General features: G+C 38.1%; 18 protein-coding genes. 3 read left to right on the plus strand and 15 right to left on the minus strand.

Going from position 1 to position 18,034, the window contains the following annotated elements; translation table 11 throughout:
* Positions 1–270: 270 nt before the first annotated feature.
* Positions 271–504, minus strand: a complete 234-nt coding sequence (locus tag ACFSO7_RS14585) for a hypothetical protein (RefSeq protein ID WP_377878069.1) — start codon at positions 502–504, stop codon at positions 271–273.
* A gap of 135 nt (positions 505–639) precedes the next feature.
* On the opposite strand from ACFSO7_RS14585, the gene pdaB reads away from it, so the two are divergent.
* Positions 640–1,392 carry a polysaccharide deacetylase family sporulation protein PdaB gene (gene pdaB, locus ACFSO7_RS14590; RefSeq protein ID WP_377878070.1) on the plus strand — a complete coding sequence of 251 codons (753 nt, stop codon included), beginning with the start codon at positions 640–642 and terminating at the stop codon, positions 1,390–1,392.
* A gap of 173 nt (positions 1,393–1,565) precedes the next feature.
* Here the strand turns inward: pdaB and ACFSO7_RS14595 are convergent, their stop codons facing one another.
* The gene (locus ACFSO7_RS14595) at positions 1,566–2,201 is read right to left on the minus strand and encodes a KinB-signaling pathway activation protein (RefSeq protein ID WP_377878071.1); all 636 of its coding nucleotides are present in this window, start codon (positions 2,199–2,201) and stop codon (positions 1,566–1,568) included.
* Between the two features lie 134 nt (positions 2,202–2,335).
* On the opposite strand from ACFSO7_RS14595, the gene gerD reads away from it, so the two are divergent.
* Positions 2,336–2,977, plus strand: coding sequence for a spore germination lipoprotein GerD (gene gerD / locus ACFSO7_RS14600; protein ID WP_377878072.1), 642 nt, complete (start codon positions 2,336–2,338; stop codon positions 2,975–2,977).
* A gap of 66 nt (positions 2,978–3,043) precedes the next feature.
* Here gerD and ACFSO7_RS14605 read toward each other — a convergent pair whose 3' ends face one another.
* The 3 genes from ACFSO7_RS14605 to ACFSO7_RS14615 all read right to left on the minus strand — a co-directional run bounded on the left by ACFSO7_RS14605 (position 3,044) and on the right by ACFSO7_RS14615 (position 5,530).
* A complete protein-coding gene (locus ACFSO7_RS14605; RefSeq protein WP_377878073.1) occupies positions 3,044–4,099 on the minus strand; it encodes an Mrp/NBP35 family ATP-binding protein in 1,056 nt (351 codons plus the stop codon).
* 164 nt (positions 4,100–4,263) lie between these two features.
* Entirely contained in the window at positions 4,264–4,974 is a 711-nt protein-coding gene (gene cwlD / locus ACFSO7_RS14610; RefSeq protein ID WP_377878074.1) for an N-acetylmuramoyl-L-alanine amidase CwlD, read from the minus strand.
* Between the two features lie 112 nt (positions 4,975–5,086).
* Positions 5,087–5,530, minus strand: coding sequence for a YbaK family protein (locus tag ACFSO7_RS14615; RefSeq protein WP_377878075.1), 444 nt, complete (start codon positions 5,528–5,530; stop codon positions 5,087–5,089).
* A gap of 159 nt (positions 5,531–5,689) precedes the next feature.
* Here ACFSO7_RS14615 and ACFSO7_RS14620 point away from each other — a divergent pair, with 159 nt between their 5' ends.
* The gene (locus ACFSO7_RS14620; protein ID WP_377878076.1) at positions 5,690–6,883 is read left to right on the plus strand and encodes a class I SAM-dependent methyltransferase; all 1,194 of its coding nucleotides are present in this window, start codon (positions 5,690–5,692) and stop codon (positions 6,881–6,883) included.
* 154 nt (positions 6,884–7,037) lie between these two features.
* On the opposite strand, the gene ACFSO7_RS14625 is transcribed toward ACFSO7_RS14620, so the two are convergent.
* The 10 genes from ACFSO7_RS14625 to ACFSO7_RS14670 all read right to left on the minus strand — a co-directional run bounded on the left by ACFSO7_RS14625 (position 7,038) and on the right by ACFSO7_RS14670 (position 17,789).
* On the minus strand, positions 7,038–8,621 hold the full coding sequence (locus tag ACFSO7_RS14625; RefSeq protein ID WP_377878077.1) for a SagB family peptide dehydrogenase: 1,584 nt from the start codon (positions 8,619–8,621) through the stop codon (positions 7,038–7,040).
* A 21-nt stretch (positions 8,622–8,642) separates the two neighbouring features.
* Positions 8,643–10,583 (minus strand): TOMM precursor leader peptide-binding protein, encoded by a 1,941-nt coding sequence (locus tag ACFSO7_RS14630; protein WP_377878078.1) that lies wholly within the window; start codon positions 10,581–10,583, stop codon positions 8,643–8,645.
* A complete protein-coding gene (locus ACFSO7_RS14635) occupies positions 10,583–12,523 on the minus strand; it encodes a putative thiazole-containing bacteriocin maturation protein (RefSeq protein WP_377878079.1) in 1,941 nt (646 codons plus the stop codon). The genes ACFSO7_RS14630 and ACFSO7_RS14635 overlap by 1 nt, the downstream gene beginning before the upstream one ends.
* A gap of 223 nt (positions 12,524–12,746) precedes the next feature.
* Positions 12,747–13,040, minus strand: a complete 294-nt coding sequence (locus ACFSO7_RS14640) for a heterocycloanthracin/sonorensin family bacteriocin (protein ID WP_377878080.1) — start codon at positions 13,038–13,040, stop codon at positions 12,747–12,749.
* Positions 13,041–13,286: 246 nt separating this feature from the next.
* The gene (gene rpsI / locus ACFSO7_RS14645; protein WP_377878081.1) at positions 13,287–13,679 is read right to left on the minus strand and encodes a 30S ribosomal protein S9; all 393 of its coding nucleotides are present in this window, start codon (positions 13,677–13,679) and stop codon (positions 13,287–13,289) included.
* Between the two features lie 21 nt (positions 13,680–13,700).
* Positions 13,701–14,138 (minus strand): 50S ribosomal protein L13, encoded by a 438-nt coding sequence (gene rplM / locus ACFSO7_RS14650; RefSeq protein ID WP_377878082.1) that lies wholly within the window; start codon positions 14,136–14,138, stop codon positions 13,701–13,703.
* 422 nt (positions 14,139–14,560) lie between these two features.
* Positions 14,561–15,298, minus strand: coding sequence for a tRNA pseudouridine(38-40) synthase TruA (truA, locus tag ACFSO7_RS14655; RefSeq protein ID WP_377878083.1), 738 nt, complete (start codon positions 15,296–15,298; stop codon positions 14,561–14,563).
* A gap of 12 nt (positions 15,299–15,310) precedes the next feature.
* Complete coding sequence (locus ACFSO7_RS14660; protein ID WP_377878084.1) at positions 15,311–16,108, minus strand: energy-coupling factor transporter transmembrane component T family protein; 798 nt, start codon at positions 16,106–16,108, stop codon at positions 15,311–15,313.
* Positions 16,105–16,974, minus strand: coding sequence for an energy-coupling factor ABC transporter ATP-binding protein (locus ACFSO7_RS14665; RefSeq protein ID WP_377878085.1), 870 nt, complete (start codon positions 16,972–16,974; stop codon positions 16,105–16,107). The genes ACFSO7_RS14660 and ACFSO7_RS14665 overlap by 4 nt, the downstream gene beginning before the upstream one ends.
* Entirely contained in the window at positions 16,950–17,789 is an 840-nt protein-coding gene (locus tag ACFSO7_RS14670; RefSeq protein ID WP_377878087.1) for an energy-coupling factor ABC transporter ATP-binding protein, read from the minus strand. The genes ACFSO7_RS14665 and ACFSO7_RS14670 overlap by 25 nt, the downstream gene beginning before the upstream one ends.
* Positions 17,790–18,034: the final 245 nt, after the last annotated feature.

Genomic DNA, 18,034 nt, shown 5'->3' on the forward strand with positions numbered 1-18,034 from the left:
ATCAAACTCTCCAATAAAGTGTTTGATTAGCTCATAAAGTTTACTCTGGCTTACTTCTATAATAGAAGTTTTTTATTTGTTAATGTTTGGTTGTTTAGTTTTCAAAGAGCAATTTTTTATTATCGCCTTAAAGCGACTTCGTTATAGTAACATGTCTCAATGTTACTGTCAACCGCTTTTTTATCAGTTATTTTGATATGTCTTGCGGCGACGTTTATTAATATACCAGAATAACTAGATTTAAGTCAACTATATTTTAATATTTTTTTCTCAACCGCCTTTATTGATTTTCTTTCCCTGTTTTCTTATGTATTTTAAACACTCATTAGGTGAAGCAATCCTCTTAAATAAGGTAAATAAAATTTTATATCGTTCTTCCATAGCTCTTTTCACAATATGATCGATCCGTTCATCTTTTAAGTCAAATAGAATCTCATCCATTTCTCTTTTTATTAGATATTGAATTTCTTTTACCTCTTTTTCATTTACTAACATACCTAGCATTTGCAAACCTCCTATTTTTTCCTTGTTTCTGTAGTCTTTTCCATTTCGTTTATTTTTATAATTAATTATTCATAACTAATGAAATTCTGCATAAAAATGGAGACAAGAAGTGTTTTGGACGAGGTGGTTAAATTAATGAATATTTTCTTTGTTATGAATGGTAAATCGCTAAAGCAAGTTTCCCTTATTGTTATTCTCGCTTTTTTTACTGCCCTCTTTCTTTATATGGAGAATTTAGCTTATTCACCTATATTCTCTACAAAAGATGGACCTAAGGCAGTTTACAAAGGAGAAAAGGATGTAGCTCTTACATTCAATATCGGTTGGGGGGATGAAAAAGCTGCTCCTATTCTTGATATTTTAGAAAAAAAGGGAATCAAATCCGCTACATTTTTTCTTTCTGGAGCATGGGCTGAAAGACACCCGGATCTTGTCGCAAGAATTGTAAAGTCTGGATTCGAAATTGGAATTCTTGGTTATGCCTATGTTGACTACTCAGATTTAGAGGATAATGAGATAAGGAAAGACATTTCAAAAGCACAAGTGGCCTTTAATAAATTAAATATTAAGGACATAAAGCTTTTAAGAGCTCCAACTGGTCATTTTGATAAAAGAACGTTGGATATCGCTGAACGTTTTGGATACTCTGTCGTTCATTGGAGCATCGATTCAAAAGATTGGACAAATCCAGGAGTTGGCGCAATTGTTGAAAATGTAAGTATGACTAAGAAGGGAGACATTATCCTTTTACATGCTTCTGATTCTGCAAAGCAAACAGCAAAAGCCTTGCCAACTATTCTGAATGATTTAAATAACAAGAGATTAAAATTAGTGACCGTGTCTGCAATGATTGCAAACGGCAATGCAAAATCAAATGAAATAAAATAAGAAAAGCGGAAGCGCACTTGTAAGCCCCGACAAGCAAATGCTTCGCCACCCGGAAAGTCGTTTTTTGACTTTTTGGGTGGCGAACATTTGACCCCGAGAGGCTAGGCGCTGGAACTGGACAATTTCCGAAGTCCGAAAATGTTTCTTACCTTGTAAAAAAAGTAAAGCCATCCTTATTTGGATGGCTTTACTTTTTGTTGCCTTTGAATCATAGATTTTTCATTTAACTTATGAAGAATTAACAATTGATAAGCATTACAAACTAGCAACGGGATAAGCATTAACGGTAACCAGCTTTTTTCATTTACACGTAAAACTGGTACCCATTCTATAATCGTAACAACGACCATAAAAAATAATGCTGGTACAAAGGCTTCTTTATTCGTTTGTTTCGCTTTTATGTAGGCTATAACTAATCCAAAGATAAAAATAAAAACTGCTAAGCCTACATACGGCAAGATACTTTCTCCCGCTTTTGCAAAAGAAGAAAATCTTAAGTAGACTAAATCAAATAAAACAAAAGCTATTAGTATAACTTGTACAGCATTCCATAATTTAATCGATTTAAAAATTCCTAATCCAAACCGATGCACGGTTAAATAAGCAAAAAAGCCCATTTGGCTTAGAACACTAAAAATAAGACCTACTCCCACCAACCAAAATAGTATAGATAGAATTTCACCCATATGGAAACTTGTAATAATAGGTTCAAACTCTTCCCATCGTACGAAAAACCCTACTATTCCTGTCGTTATTCCACCTATTAATAATGTGGACATAAATAATCTTACCAAATTTCGGCTTGTCACGCGTTTTTCCTCCAAAATAAAAATTCCATACCTTTCTAATTGTAACAATCAAGTTTAGAAAAATCTAGGTCGAATAATTTCCCGACATTTTCCCATCCTAAGATTAAGGATAATTTTGTGAAAGGAGCTTGCAGATGTTTAATGAAAAAAGATTGCTCCTCCTAATTTTTATGATTTTCACCATTGCTGGCTGTTCTGGAAATGAATCCAGTGGTGGTGAATTGGATTATGAGCAAACAAAGAAAATGGTTGTTGATATCCTGAAGACAGATGATGGGAAAAAGGCTATTCAGGATGTTATGGCGGACGATAAGATGCAGGAAAAGCTCGTAATGGATCAAAAGGTAGTAACAGAAACAATAGAAAAAACGTTGACCTCAGAAAAAGGGGAAGACTTCTGGAAAAAATCATTTGAAGATCCGAAGTTTGCTGAAAGTGTTGCGAAGAGTATGAAAAAGGAAAATGAAAAACTTCTTAAGGATTTAATGAAAGATCCAGAATATAGGGGCATGATGATGGAAATCATGAAGGACCCTGAACTTACTAAAGATTTAACAACCGTATTAAAAAGCAAAGAATATCGCGAACATCTACAAAAGGTGATCACAGAGACATTCAATAGTCCTTTATTCAAAGTGAAAATGCAAGAAATTCTTATAAAAGCAGCGGAAGAATTAAAAGGTTCTGAAGCGAAAAGTGGAGAAGGCGAGGATAAAGGCAGCGGTAGTGACTCTGGTGAGGGGTCTGGAAGTGAAGGAGACAGTAGTGGAGGTTAATATTAAATGCTCAGGCGCAGAAGTTAGATAAGAAGAAGAGGCTGATTTTACTCAGCCTCTTTTCCTTTATTTACTTAGTGCCTGAACGACTTTTTCAGCAATTCCCAGATAAATTTTACCTAGCTTATGATCTTCTTGATAAACAGAAGGGGCAAAGTCCTTCTCATCCAAATCTGGTTGTGCAAGAGGAAGTTGTCCTAATAGCTCTGTTCGCAGTTCTTCGGCCAGCTTGTCTCCTCCACCTTGTCCGAACACATATTCCTTCTCCCCTGTTACTTTACTTTCAAAATAAGACATGTTCTCGACTACACCAAGAATTTCATGTTCTGTTCGTAGAGCCATCGCCCCTGCGCGAGCAGCAACGAATGCAGCTGTTGCATGTGGAGTCGTAACAATAATTTCTTTACAGGTAGGTAGCATCGTATGAACATCAAGGGCGACATCCCCTGTTCCAGGCGGTAAATCAAGTAATAAATAATCTAACTCGCCCCACTCTACTTCATTAAAAAAGCTATTGAGCATTTTTCCAAGCATTGGACCGCGCCAAATAATTGGTGCATTATCTTCTACAAAGAAGCCCATAGAGATTACTTTCACACCAAAACGTTCTACCGGCAGTATTTTTTCATTTTTCACAGCTGGTCTCTTCGTAATCCCCATCATATCTGGCACGCTAAATCCATAAATGTCCGCATCCACTAGGCCAACCTTTTTTCCTAATCGAGCTAAAGATACAGCTAAATTGACAGATACTGTTGATTTTCCTACGCCACCTTTACCACTAGCAATAGCGATAAAGGTTGTTTTATTTCCTACCCCTAATAATCCCTTATCTTCTTCTTGTTTTGAGACTTGATGCTTAACTAATTCTTCATCTGGCAGCTGGCTAAATCTCAAACCAACGGATTCAGCACCCGCTTCTTTTAAAGCTTGGACAATTTGAGATTGAAGTTGTAGCTGTTCTGCCGTACCAGTTTTGGCAATGGCAATTTTTACGCTAACATGATTTTTTTCTTCTTTAATTTTTATTTCTTCAACTGCATTTACTTCACCTAATGATTTATGTAAAAAGGGCTCCTTTAATCCATTTAACACTTCTAATACTTTTGCTTCTGTTAACATTCCAAACCCCACCTTTTATATAAAGTTTCCAATTTACAGTATAGCATATTTTCTTTTCAACACTGTTAACTGAATCACACTGATACCGTTTTTACCTTATTAACATTTTGTTTAACGTAAATAACCATATTTATAATAAAAAGAGGGACGTTTTTCAGCCCTCTTTAGTCTCGTTTATTTTCATTAGAAAAATACCTCAATATTCCATTATAAATGGATGCTGCTACCTGGTCTTGATATTTGTCACTTTTTAGGTTTTCTTTTTCCTCAGGGTTTGAAAGGAACCCAATCTCCACTAGAACGCCAGGTTTATCCGCATTTCTTAATAAATATATACTATTGCTTGGTTTTGCTTTTCGGTCTGTATTTTCTAAGTTACGGCGAAATTCGTCCTGAATAAACTTCGCAGCGCGTTTATTTTCGATATATTGCGGAGCATAAAATATTTGCGCTCCTCTCCATTGCGGTTCAGGAATAGCATTTAAGTGGATACTTAAAAAGAAATCGATTTGCGAATCATTAATCATTTCCAATCGCCTCTTCAAATCTTGCACTTTTCTTTTACTGTACCCTTTTAATCCTGGATCCGCTAAATCCGTATCCGTTTCCCTTGTCATCATCACTAATGCCCCTTGCTCCTGCAAATAGTCTTTCAATTTTAATGATACACTTAGGGCAATATCCTTCTCATATGCATCCTTTGGACCTGCCCCTGGATCAGGAGCCCCATGTCCAGGATCAACTAAGATGATTTTCCCTGATAAAGGGAGGTTCCAGGAATTCCAAGAATCATCGTCCATAAAGTCGAATTGAAGGATTATTAGTAATAAGATGAGTCCAACAGCAAATATACCTATATTCAATTTTCGTTTCATGAAAAACCATTCCCTCCTGCTCGTCCCTATTCATTTCACTATATGGGACAGGAATGGTTTTTAGAACTTGAAAAAGCAATCGGCAAAGTGTTGAGTTATCGCATTTAGGAAACTAATGTAAGCGTAGCTTATATCTTCTTTCTCCCTTTTTAAAGCCTTCTAGCCACCACTCTCCTACATATTGCTCACATAAATAGTAAAGGGATTCACTATACACACCTTCATCAAAAGATCCTAAATAGGTGAGAAAGTTATAAAGTGTATCGATAAAATGCTTTTCTTCCGTTGCACAACGCTGCCTTATCGATTCCATTGCTTCACCATAATGGCCAAATCGGCTGAACTTCGCTCCTAATAAATACGCCTCGATCGCCACGTCATAGCAAGCTTCTTCTATTCCCGACTGGAGCAATAAATTTTGGGTAAATCTTGTTGAACCGAAAAATTTTTGAACGCGTCCCTTTAACATATTTATAGATAAATCACGTAATACCGTACGTTCATATTTAATCTGCTTATCTCTTCTTTTATCTTTAAGAGTTGTAATTACATTCATCTCATCACCTCTTAAAAATAGTCTTTATCCACGGGCGATGACTATCCATCATTTTGTTTTCCAATTCTACATGAAGTTGGTACGAATATTTTCTAACTAAGTTCGGTTCGCTTTAATAAAGGATAAATGTTATAAAATACTATAGGAGGAATTTTCAAAATGAAAGATACGTATCTAAATGCCCTATTAACCGCCACTGAATTACTTAATAATGAACAGATTACTTACTGTCTTATTGATACATCAGCACTAATCCTACATGGTGTCGAGGATGTTCCTTACCCTCATTCCATTACCATTTCTGTTCAATGGGATTTGTTCCAAAAGGCATATCAAATTTTTGTACCTTACGGGGTAAGTGAAATAACTAAAAGCCCAGAATATGATTGTTTCGATTTTACAATTAATGAATTAAATATAAACATTCTATGTTATTACAACACCGTGATTGAAACAGATCCAGACCGAATGAACGTCAATTATCACGGGCTAATAATTTGGGTCAAATCATTCGATTATTTTTTAAAAAACTTGCCAGCTAATGATGTTCATTTTCAAGCGATAAAAAATCATTTACAGTCGATCCAGCAAAAGAATAGTCAGCTGAATAAGCGAGCATGGAACAATGAAGCCTATACGGCATGTTTGAATAAATACGGTACTCCGGATAAGGCAGCTGATAAATTAAAAAGAGATCCAAAATTACGTATAAGATCCATCTATAAACATCTAGAAAATTTGCAAGGAAAGAGTGTCATCAATTTACTTGGGTCACATGGAGCGAAAGCCATTAGTATGGCTTTATTGGGGGCTAGGGCAACCGTTGTCGACATTTCAAAGGAAAATGAACGTTATGCATTAGAGGTTGCACAAGCAGCAGAGGTCGAATTGAATTATATTGTATCTGATGTACTCCATATGCCCTCTGAAATTTTTGCCGAAAAATATGATATCGTCTTAATGGAATTAGGTGTCTTACATTACTTTATTGATTTAGAACCTCTTGCAAAGGTGATTTCAAATCTTTTGCAGGTTGGTGGAAGAGTGATTATTCAAGACTTTCATCCCATCTCCACTAAGTTAATTACATCTAAAGGAAAGAAACATAAGGTAACTGGAAATTACTTCGACAAATCCATCGAAGTTCAAAACGTTGCCTTTAGTAAGCATCTTGATTTCGATAAACAGCAAACATTAGATAAAGTGCACCTTCGTCGATGGACCCTTGGGGAAATCGTAACTGCCATCGCTCAATCAGGTCTTTTCATACGTGTATTGGAAGAAGAGCCTAATACGAAAATTGATGATATTGGGCTTCCAAAAACCTTTACGATCGTTGCGGAAAAAATTTAGTTATTGTTTGGAACTCCCTCTATTGGAAGTTCCTTTTTCCTTTCTAAATAAAAAAAGACCCCCAAATTCATATTAGTTGAGAGCCTTGAAGCGTTGATAACTAACAGAGAATTACGAGGAACATCTTTTCATAAACAAAGCTTTACTTGTCTCTCTAGCTAAGTAAACTCCCTTTTAACCAGGCACGGGGACGGTATGGACCTACCGGAATTTGGATCAAGCTGGTTTTTCCTTTCGAATGGATCTTATAGAGTTCATCACATTGGTTCGCATCGAATCCAAGCAGTGGATGCCCGCCCATTCCTAAAGCACAAGACACCAATAACATTCGTTGTACGAGAATACCCGCTTCCATTTGTTGAATTCGATATCCTCTGTACCCCAATTTCTCTACTAGGTGATCCCTATTTCCAACGACATGCATACAGAGCGGAACTTGATTCAAATTTACATTTGGCAATGTTAATCCAAAATGTAAAAACTGCCGGTAATCTCCCGGTGTTATTCTTATAAGTGCATGATTTCCTTGGTCATAAGAGTAGGCTCCATCTGGAACTCCCTCCACGTTATAAAAACTCCCATACAACGAAACCCGATCCTCAATATCCCCCTGTTTGTCATCCAAGTCATTTTGATACGCGAAGGATAAAGTTTCTTTTAGTAAAGTTGAAAGTTGCGTTTGACTCACTTTTCCTATGATAAAATCAATATCAGGAGAATGCCGCTCTCTACAAACGGATACGAAATCGTACGTAAATCTATTCGTATAAGGCAGCAATATCATCTCCATACTTGAAGAAAGTTTCTTACTATTATTTTTCTTTACCTCCACAAATGACTTCGTTGTTTCAAACATGGATACTTCATTAAGTTTTCTTAAAGTAGGATAATCAATGACTCTCTTGGAACGTTTATAGGTAGTATGCTTTAGTAAAGGTAATTCCCGACACAATTCAGTGGCCGAAACCATTTCTTCTCTATTATGATCACGAGTGGTACAATGAATTGATTGATCAATAGATAATGGGATAACCGCGTATACACTTTCTTCCTGTTCAGATAAACCAAGCAAATGATTAATAGACTGATCAAGGAATTGGTAGCATACTCGCGGATAGAACCCCATTCGATTTGCCACCTCTAACAATTGCCCAATTAACACTCCTGCATCTAATCCTTGAAGCCTGTAAGAGAAATTATTATATTTATAAAAATTTTTCCAAAACATCGTCGAGATAAAAACAGTGCCAAAACAGTCTGTAATAGGAAGATCATTTTTAAGACTTCTGGATAAGTAGGAATCGTAATTTCCTTCGCGCACCAAAACAAGGCGATGATGTGCCACATCGTAATGATAAATCCCTTTTGGAACATCATCGAGTTTTAAATACACATATAATTCATTGGGATACAACGCTCCTCCTGAGGGAACAAATCTCCGTTTGGATTGGACAAAGCTCTTCGCTTTCTCCATGGCTCCCTCGCTTGATAAAACTTGAGAGTATTGTGTAAGTCCGTATACAAACCATAAGAAATGCCCAAGATCTACAATGCTTGGGTTTTGATGAGCTTCTCTTCTATTGAGTGTTAACGGTACATCTGCGGTAAGGGAAATTTCAGGTAAGCCGCGGTATAGTTTATAGGGAAGTGGCGCGTCTTCCCAATCCACCTGCCAATTTGGTGGAAAGATCTTATCCGTATCAAAATGTAGTTGATGTAGAAATGTTTCCAGCTCCATCTTAGGCCTCCTACTCATCCATTATGGAAACGGATGGGGATATGGATTAAGTTGTTCAAACGTTAACGGTGTCTTCCTAAAGCCTAGCTGCATCGGTACCATAAGTACCCTCTCTAATCCCTTCACTCGGGTAAGATGATGTCCAAATGTCATCGGTAACATTCCTGGAATTAATACCTTCACACAAAATAATCCATTTCGCTTGGTTATTGGCGTTGTTTGGTCCACCACAATGACTTCAAGGTTTAACCGGCGAAACCTTTGAAGAATATCAAGAAGATCATCCTTCAAATCAGTATTTGCCTGCGTCGGCTTAAATTCCTCAGCAAACGTACGTAATGGACGATGGTCGCCCAATAAAAAATTCAGTCGTTCTTCTGCATCAGGCAAACCATACAGCATTCCATGATCCTCCATTGTACGAACTTTGAACGGATCTAGCAGCATCTCTTCATATTTTAGTCGATTTTTCTCCAATTTTTCGTCATGCCTAAACATCATTCCTGCAAGCTCATAAATCGTACTTTTAACAGCCCTTACAGGATCTAGGCTAGCTCCAGCTGCACAAATAAGGTTTAAGCCCTTGGATCTTCGATTTTTTGCCACTGCCCATACGCTTGGTATCTCATGCTCCATCGTCGAATTGTAGAAATAAAGGTCATAACCCGTCACCTCACGTATACGTTCTACCATCATATCTAGTTCTTTATCATTAGCAGATTGAAGGTCAATACGCGGAAGCGGAAGCTTAGCATACCAAGTTAATAAGAATGAATCTCGCTCGACGACCTCCATTAAGGCATGGAAAATGGCCTCCTCTAAACTCCCTCCTAATGCACATCCATTGGAGGTTTCATAAACAAAGCCCTCTTCATAGCCCAAACTGTAATAAGCAAGTAACTCCGGAACCAGTATGGGACGTTCTTGTAAAAACGAATATCCCCAAACCCAATCCATTGGGTTATCAGGATGAAATGGTTTAAACGGAAAATGAGGCTTTGCATATTGTTCCTTTTCATGTAAACCTACTCTTGCAGGATTTAGTGCTGTGTCCTTTACATTAAAATAACGATCACGTACTACCTTCCTTTTCCCTCTTGGCCCGATTCCGCAATATCGTTCTAAACCCTCTAAAATGGCCGTTAGCTCACTCATTTCATAAGAATTGGATCGGCCAGCTACTCCTTCATTGCCTTCAAACAATGGCATATTCACTAAAACATCCGCAAATGGCAGGTTGTGATCCTGCATTTTTCCGTTCATGATCCCGGTACGATAATCGAGATAATCTTTGACTAGTACCGTTTTTAATTCATCTATCGAACGGCTTCGATAACTGCTACCATTAATTTTAGGACTAGATTCGATCTTAATTTGAGCTAATTCCGAGAAATCATCTGGTAATGAACTACACATTGGGCATAATGGATCAGGCAAGAAAAGATGGCTCGATGTTGTTAACGTTCTCAGGTTCGTAATCAGCACTTTTTCTTCTAAGTTACTGGGTTCTTCTTTACTGATCCTCTGTACTTCGTTACTTATTAATGTTGCCATTTGCAATAGTCCGATTCGTGATGCCCATGCATCTTGCCGTACATTTTCATCAGCTGCCATTCTCACCTGAAACGCCCACATCTGCTGGCGATCAGGTTCAGCAATCATGCGCCGTAAGTCAGCACAGCGAGAACATCCCGGTGTATGAGGGCGTACGAATGGACCGATGATTCCCTCCCCGAAAGAAACAAAACCTCTAAGCCATGGAATACCTGCAGCTCTAAATCTTTCTTCCGCACTTTGAAGAATCGCTGGGTGCCAAGCATCGTGCAGAACCAGTGCAAAATCTATTTCTTCGAGAGACGCTTCTACTAGGCTTTGACGCTTTATTAGATAGTTGCCTGACAATTGATCATAGACAAAATCCGCTAATAGCCCATGTCCGTCCAATAAAATATGGGCAACCATCAGGATTCCCCCTCCCTTACCTGCACTCCGAATACCCCTGCCAGTTCCTGCTTTAAAAAAGGTTCGAATGAAAGATCATAAACTACTAGTTGTTTGTTGTTTTGGTACAAGGTCTGAATGGAAGAATGTAATAGCTCCGTTTGTGTTATTTCTTCACAAGATGGGATTTCGATTTGTAATCCCTTTTCTTTCAGAATAATAGCAGATTCAACGTTCCTACCTGTTAAATCACTCTGGTTTTGAGCGTCCAATAACGCTTGTTGTAATGCATTTCTTAACGCCAACGTTGTATTTAAACCTAACCCATTGTACCAACGACCATTCGACCTTACCCATAATACCGGGAATCCCAGTACCTCCTCTTCCAAGCCAATTGTCGGTGCACCGTTCAAGGTGGTTAGTGTATTTAAATAATATCTACAACGTTTATCTTCTATGGTTCCTAAGTGTAATTTATAAATGGTATTCTGTTGATCTCGTTTTCTTTTTCTCCTTTCTTCTTCTAAATAAATTTGCAGTCCACGACAAACAGCCTCTGCGATTGTGTCCCCAGCACCAATTCCAATAAATCCTACTGGCCAGTTCACATCAGCTTTATCTTTCACAGCTCTATAAATCATTTGCGAAACATACATTTCAATACCTGTGAGCCCAGCTTCCTTTTTTGCCTCCTCATGTGTAAAACCAGAACAGATAACCTCTGGCAGAAGATCTGCTGGTCCATCTGATAGTGGATTAACTGCCTGAACATAACACTGAGAGAGAGGAAGCTGTTCCAAGTTTCTTTCCTCCCATGTATGGAAAATCCCTGTCTCTTCTGAAGTTAATAAACTGAAATATTCCAAGAGGAAAACCATGGGGTCTTTTTTTTCTGATTCTTGTTTAACCCTTAGATCAATATCTTCAACTAATCTGGGCAATATACTAGTAGATGTTACTAACGGATGTGGGATGAACGATATCCATTCTCCTTCAAGTGTTTCAAGATCAAGTCTGTAAAATTGGTTATTCTCACTTGAGCTTGATATCCCTGCAACCTTTTTAAATAATTCGAATACTGTAACATTCGCAAGAATGGATTTGGTTGTGGTAGAGAAAGATTGTAGCTGCCGATCTAAATTCAAAGAAGATTGATGGATTCGTCGCCAAGCGGACTCCCAGCATCCCTCTGAATCAGGATGAACCAATGGACCGGCAATCCCAATTTGGTCTAAACATATCGCAGGTATAAAACCCTTTTGCTGTTCTTTGCAAACCAAATTTAGCTCTCTAAGTTCTTTCACCTTTCCATCCTGAGAAGTGTATAGTATCCAATCATATGCTCGCACTACTTCATTCCAAAAATCCTCTTCTTCTCGGTCAAAAGATACTTCTTCTATTTCCACATCGGAGTCGGTTTTCTTGGCATTGCTTACAAGCTCTTGAATCCGTAATCGATTTGTAGGTTCTGAATCCGTTACCACAAAGTTAAATTTTGGAAGTCCCGATTCAATTAGTGCAGCAACCAATGACACCAAGAATGTTCCGGATCCTATAGCTAACACTTTAGCCAGACGGTATTCTTGAAAACGATAAGCAGCACCTGAATCCGAGAAATTTTCGATAAATTCAATTTGTGAAGCATATTTTTTCAAAATTTCACCATTTAATTGATGTGGAGTATCTTTGCTTATATCTCGAACAAAGCCATTCTTGTACAACGTTTCTCCGATATCATATACCCTGTCACGATACGGCGCCGTTAATCCCTTTGTCAAATCTCCTAATGTTTGCTCCCCATTAAACATCGGCATCAATTTTTCAATCCACTGATAGATCGTATTGCCTTCCATTCGGAATGAACTTAAGTTATTTCGAAAATATACACCACCCCTTGGGTCCGGGAGAAAAAGGGTATCTCTTTTCACCTTTAAACGTGTGGACGAGTTAAGTTTTGTCATTCTACTCCTCCTTATTTCTAATCGTTTCTAATTGTCGCACTATCAGTTTATGTACTATTTTTTGTCCATTATGATAAAAACAAAAGCATAAGCGCGCGTATAAGCCCCGATAAAGAAGACTGGTCGATTTAGTTTCCCAAACAGCTAGAAAAGAAGTGCCCTGGCATAAAAATCACGCAGGGCACTTTTATTTTATGAATTAATCATTTTTTTCTATTGGGAATTACCAGCCCCAACCCCAACAACTTGAACAGCTATAGCAGCTATAGCAGCTATAACAGCCAAAACAGCTTAAAGCTAAACCAGCTAAACCTAAACCTAAACCAAGTCCGAAACAGCGACCAAATCCTCCACAACGTCCAAATCCTCCACAACGACCGAATCCTCCGCATCGACCAAAACCACCACAACGGCGAAACGAACTCGGATCTTGGCTCTGAAGACCCATTGGAGTTAACTCTCCAACTTGGTAACTATCCATTCCTAACGCTTGTAAATCATTCTGAAAATATTGCATTTTTTCCTCCCCTTTATATTTAATAATCAGGTTAAACACCTGACAGAGAGTTAAACGAAAGTGATTTGAGTTTTATGTTAATAAACCATCAAATCCTAAGTGTTCTCTCTTCATCAAATTATGATTTTTTTAGGTCATTGTTACTGATGTAAGAGCCTAATTTCATCATAGAATGATGAGTCGTTAAAAGAGAAAAAAAAAAGACTCCCAACCAGATTAGTTGAGAGCCTTTGAAAACGCCAAAAATTAACGTTTTGAGAACTGAGGCGCACGACGAGCACCTTTAAGTCCGTATTTTTTACGTTCTTTCATACGTGCATCACGAGTTAATAAACCTGCACGCTTTAATGTTGGACGGAATTCTGGGTCAACTTGAAGTAACGCACGAGCGATACCGTGACGGATTGCGCCAGCTTGACCAGTGTAACCTCCACCATGAACATTTACAAGCACATCATATGCTCCTAAAGTTTCAGTAGCGTTTAATGGTTGTTTAACCACTTCACGTAATGCTTCGAATGGAATATAGTTTGTGATTTCACGATCGTTGATGATGATGCTTCCGTTACCTGGAACTAAACGTACACGTGCAACAGAGCTCTTACGACGACCAGTACCAATATATTGAACTTGTGCCAAGTTAATTACCTCCCCTTAAAATTATCCGCGAAGTTCGTAAACTTCAGGTTGTTGTGCTTGGTGCTTATGCTCAGCTCCAGCATATACATGTAATTTTTTGAACATTTGACGACCTAAAGAATTCTTTGGAAGCATTCCTTTAATCGCTAGTTCAAGCATTTTTTCAGCATAGTTCGTTCTCATTTCAAGAGCCGTTCTTTGCTTTAATCCACCTGGGTGCATTGTGTGACGGTAGTAGATTTTGTCTGTTAATTTCTTACCTGTTAATTCGATTTTAGAAGCGTTGATGATGATAACATGATCACCTGTATCAACATTCGGTGTAAAAGTTGGTTTATGTTTACCACGTAAAATGGCTGCTACTTCACTTGCAAGACGACCTAAAGTTTGACCTTCAGCATCTACAACTAACCATTTACGTTCGATATTTTGTGCGTTCGCCATAAATGTTGTGCGCATGATTTTACCTCCTAATAAATAGTCCATTACTAAATTGGTTTCGTATATTTTTATCACAGATAAGTTCCGGGGCTTATTTGTGGGATTAAAAACATTACCATATGCTATAATATAACTTTCACAATCATATGTCAAGAAAATGTTACACCAGGATGGGTTGTTAATAGAAAAGCGGCCGACTAAAATCGCCACATCCGCATGTCTTCGTCGGCACTAGGACGTCCTGTCCGTCGGAAGCGACTCGATCAGCCCCGATAAAGAAGACTGGTCGATTGGCGAGAGTAGCGAAGCCAGAGGCCTAGACGCACTTATGCAAACCGTTTTTGGGTTGTCAAGCATAAGACGCTCCATGAAAGAAGGCGTTCTTTGCCTTTATTCATGGAGTGGCTATGGCCTCAGGGCTAGCCGCTGCAGCTAGACAGTTAATAAACAACTCTCCACAAATATAATCCTTGTGCAGGGGCTGTCTTCCCAGCAAAACTTCGATCTTTTTTTTCAAGAATTTTTGAGATGGAATTTGCTGCTCGATCTCCCGTGCCAATCTCAAGTAGAGTTCCCGTCATAATTCTTACCATATTATATAAAAATCCATTTCCGACATAACGAAATACAAGTAAACCATTTTCTTCACAAATGTTTATCTCATAAATGGTTCTAACCTTATCTTCCACTTCCGTTTTAGCCGAACAAAAGCTAGTAAAGTCATGCGTCCCTATAAATAAACTCATGGCCTCTTGGATTAAATCCTTATTCAATTCATATGGAAAAATCGTCGCATAATTTCTTCTAAAAGGATCTCTCATTTTGGAAGGATAAACAAAATAACGATATTCCTTCCCCTTTGCATCAAAACGGGCATGAAAGCTTGTATCCACATTTTCTGCCTCTATCACGGATATATCAGCAGGGAGCAATGAATTCAGCGCTATTGACCATTTTTCTAAAGGAATATTGATATTCGTATCAAAATGGATGACTTGCCCTTTTGCATGGACACCTGCATCTGTTCTTCCTGAAGCTGCTATCTTGATATCCTGACCTTTATGCAATTTCTTTAACGCTTTCTCTACTTCTTCTTGAACAGTTCGACCATTCGGTTGAATTTGATAGCCAGAAAATTCGGTTCCATCGTAGGAAATTATACATTTTAATCTTTGCATACTAAAACTTCCTTATGTCCTAAATAAAACAAGGAGAATGGTTAAAATAGCCATTAAAACAAGTACTAATGTATCGATATAAGTCCAAACTAACATGCGATATTTTGTTCTTCCTTCACCACCGCGATAACCTCTAGCTTCCATCGCAATTGCCAATTCCTCCGCACGCTTGAACGAACTCACAAATAATGGAATGAGTAACGGAACAATTGCTTTTAAACGATCTTTAATTGGTCCGCTTGAAAATTCTACTCCCCTTGCCATTTGCGCTTTCATAATTTTATCTGTTTCTTGCATTAAAGTTGGAATAAATCGTAATGAAATCGACATCATTAACGCCATTTCATGCACTGGAAACCTTACTTTCTTAAGCGGCTCAAGAAGTGTTTCCAACCCATCGGTAATCTCTATCGGAGTTGTCGTTAACGTTAAAAGGGAAGTAATTAAAATTAAATAGAAAAAGCGCAAAGAAATAAAGACCCCCTGTCTAATTCCACCTTCATAAATTTCAATCCAACCAAATTTAACTAACAAATCTCCTTCTTTTGTTAAAAATAAGTGCAGCAATAAAGTAAAAAATACTAACCACATGACTGGTTTCAATCCAGCTATTAAAAACCGCAAGGGGATTTTAGACAACCCTAACATTATGATTGTAAAAACACCTAAAAGAAAATAAGTCATTGCATTATTGGCAATAAATACAATACAAACAAATAAAAAAACTAATAATAGCTTTGACCGTGGATCCATCCGATGCAAAACGGAGTCGATAGGAACATAACGACCGAATATCATTTTCTCCATCATAAGCGGACTCGCTCCTTCCACTCGGAAGCAATTGCATCCGTAAGCAACTCTAAGCGAAGATACTTACGATTAAATTTCATTCCGCTCATTTCTTCCAGAAGCATTTGAAAACGAACAACTTCGGGGACATTTAGTCCTAAATCCACTAATTCACTAGGGGAGGAGAAGATTTCCTCAGGGCTTCCTTGTTTATATACGGTACCTTTATGCATAATAACGATTTGATCCGCATATTGGGCAGCATCTTCCATACTATGTGTGACTAGAATCGTCGAAAGGTCTTTCTCCTTATGAAGTTTGTAAAAGAGATTCATGATTTCTTTTCTTCCACGCGGATCTAAACCAGCAGTCGGTTCATCTAAAACAATGACATCGGGTTCCATGGCGAGAACACCGGCTATTGCCACTCTTCGCATTTGACCTCCGGATAAATCAAAAGGCGATTTCATGAGTATCTCCTCTGACAAACCAACTAGTTTAATGGCTTCTCTCGCACGCCTTTTAGCATCAGTTTCAGATACCCCAAAATTCATTGGGCCAAAACAAATATCCTTTTCAACGGTTTCTTCAAAAAGTTGATGCTCAGGAAATTGAAAAACAATCCCTATCTTTTTTCGGATATCCTTAAGATTTTTCTCTTTCTTCCCTGCCGAGATGGTCCGATTTCCTAACGTAATCTGGCCATTGGTAGGCTGCAAAATGGCATTTAAATGTTGGAGGATCGTCGACTTTCCAGAACCAGTATGCCCAATAATGGCTAAGTAAGTACCTGAAGGGATTTCAAAAGTAACATCACTTATCGCTAGTCTTTCAAAGGGAGTATTGGCTTGGTAACGATATTCTACTTGTTTAAGTGAGATGTCCATAATTCCCTAACCAACTCCTCTTCTGACAAATGGTGCTTAGAAAGTGAAATACCTTTTTCCCTAAGTGACTTACTCACTTTGACTGAAAAAGGAATATCTAAACCTAAATTCACCAATTCTTCATCTAGTTGAAAGATTTCATCTGGAGTTCCTTCTCGATAAATCTTACCTTTATTCATAATAATGATCCGATCTGCCTTTGCAGCTTCGTCTAGATCATGCGTAATAGAAATAACCGTCATCGAGTGATCCTTTTTAAGCTCCCTAACTGTTTCTAGAACTTCCTCTCTTCCGATTGGGTCTAACATAGAAGTAGCTTCATCAAGAATAATGATCGCTGGTTTTAAGGCAAGAACTCCCGCAATGGCAACTCTTTGTTTCTGTCCCCCTGAAAGATGATGCGGCTCTTGATTCAGAAAGTCGTCCATTTTCACCTTCTTTAAGGAATCCACAACCCGTTTAGTCATTTCTTCTCTAGGAATACCATTGTTTTCTAAGCCAAAAGCCACATCATCCTGAACCGTCGTGCCAACAAACTGATTATCTGGATTTTGAAAAACCATCCCAATTTGCTTACGAACCGTCCAAATTGTTTCCTCATTCAATTCAATTCCACATGCTTTAATACTACCTTCCTGGGCAAATTGTAGTCCATTTAATAACTTTGCTAGCGTGGATTTCCCTGAACCATTATGGCCCACAATGGCAAGCCATTCACCCTCAAAGATATTTAATTGAATTTTCTCTAATGCCCAATTTGGCTGGTGATCATACCGAAAAGAAATTTGATCGATTTCCAATATCGGTTTACTCATAACCCTCACCCTCTCGTCTCTACTTCCCTAACTCTACTCATCTCTATTTCGTTGTATAAAAAAAAGCCTGCGTCCCCTTCCAAAAGCAAAAGTCGAATTACCTTTGCTTTTATGACCATTTTTAAGAATGGAAGGGGAGGCATGAGCTAGACAAGACACTAGATAAGCTATAGTAAAATGCAGATACATCGAAAAGCAACAATCACTTTTCGCTAATGCTCATCATAACGCTCAAAATTTGGCTT

The sequence above is a fragment of the Bacillus sp. CGMCC 1.16607 genome, assembly GCF_042683745.1.
GTDB lineage: Bacteria > Bacillota > Bacilli > Bacillales > Cytobacillaceae > Pseudoneobacillus.

Coding starts and splice junctions, on each gene's coding strand:
- ACFSO7_RS14635 (WP_377878079.1), bottom strand. CDS start 12,523: ATGACAAAACTTAACTCGTCCACACGTTTAAAGGTGAAAAGAGATACC.
- gerD (WP_377878072.1), top strand. CDS start 2,336: ATGTTTAATGAAAAAAGATTGCTCCTCCTAATTTTTATGATTTTCACC.
- truA (WP_377878083.1), bottom strand. CDS start 15,298: ATGCAAAGATTAAAATGTATAATTTCCTACGATGGAACCGAATTTTCT.
- ACFSO7_RS14615 (WP_377878075.1), bottom strand. CDS start 5,530: ATGAATGTAATTACAACTCTTAAAGATAAAAGAAGAGATAAGCAGATT.
- ACFSO7_RS14660 (WP_377878084.1), bottom strand. CDS start 16,108: ATGATGGAGAAAATGATATTCGGTCGTTATGTTCCTATCGACTCCGTT.
- ACFSO7_RS14640 (WP_377878080.1), bottom strand. CDS start 13,040: ATGCAATATTTTCAGAATGATTTACAAGCGTTAGGAATGGATAGTTAC.
- rplM (WP_377878082.1), bottom strand. CDS start 14,138: ATGCGCACAACATTTATGGCGAACGCACAAAATATCGAACGTAAATGG.
- pdaB (WP_377878070.1), top strand. CDS start 640: ATGAATATTTTCTTTGTTATGAATGGTAAATCGCTAAAGCAAGTTTCC.
- ACFSO7_RS14605 (WP_377878073.1), bottom strand. CDS start 4,099: ATGTTAACAGAAGCAAAAGTATTAGAAGTGTTAAATGGATTAAAGGAG.
- ACFSO7_RS14630 (WP_377878078.1), bottom strand. CDS start 10,583: ATGGTTGCCCATATTTTATTGGACGGACATGGGCTATTAGCGGATTTT.
- ACFSO7_RS14665 (WP_377878085.1), bottom strand. CDS start 16,974: ATGGACATCTCACTTAAACAAGTAGAATATCGTTACCAAGCCAATACT.
- ACFSO7_RS14620 (WP_377878076.1), top strand. CDS start 5,690: ATGAAAGATACGTATCTAAATGCCCTATTAACCGCCACTGAATTACTT.
- ACFSO7_RS14625 (WP_377878077.1), bottom strand. CDS start 8,621: ATGGAGCTGGAAACATTTCTACATCAACTACATTTTGATACGGATAAG.
- cwlD (WP_377878074.1), bottom strand. CDS start 4,974: ATGAAACGAAAATTGAATATAGGTATATTTGCTGTTGGACTCATCTTA.
- ACFSO7_RS14670 (WP_377878087.1), bottom strand. CDS start 17,789: ATGAGTAAACCGATATTGGAAATCGATCAAATTTCTTTTCGGTATGAT.
- ACFSO7_RS14585 (WP_377878069.1), bottom strand. CDS start 504: ATGCTAGGTATGTTAGTAAATGAAAAAGAGGTAAAAGAAATTCAATAT.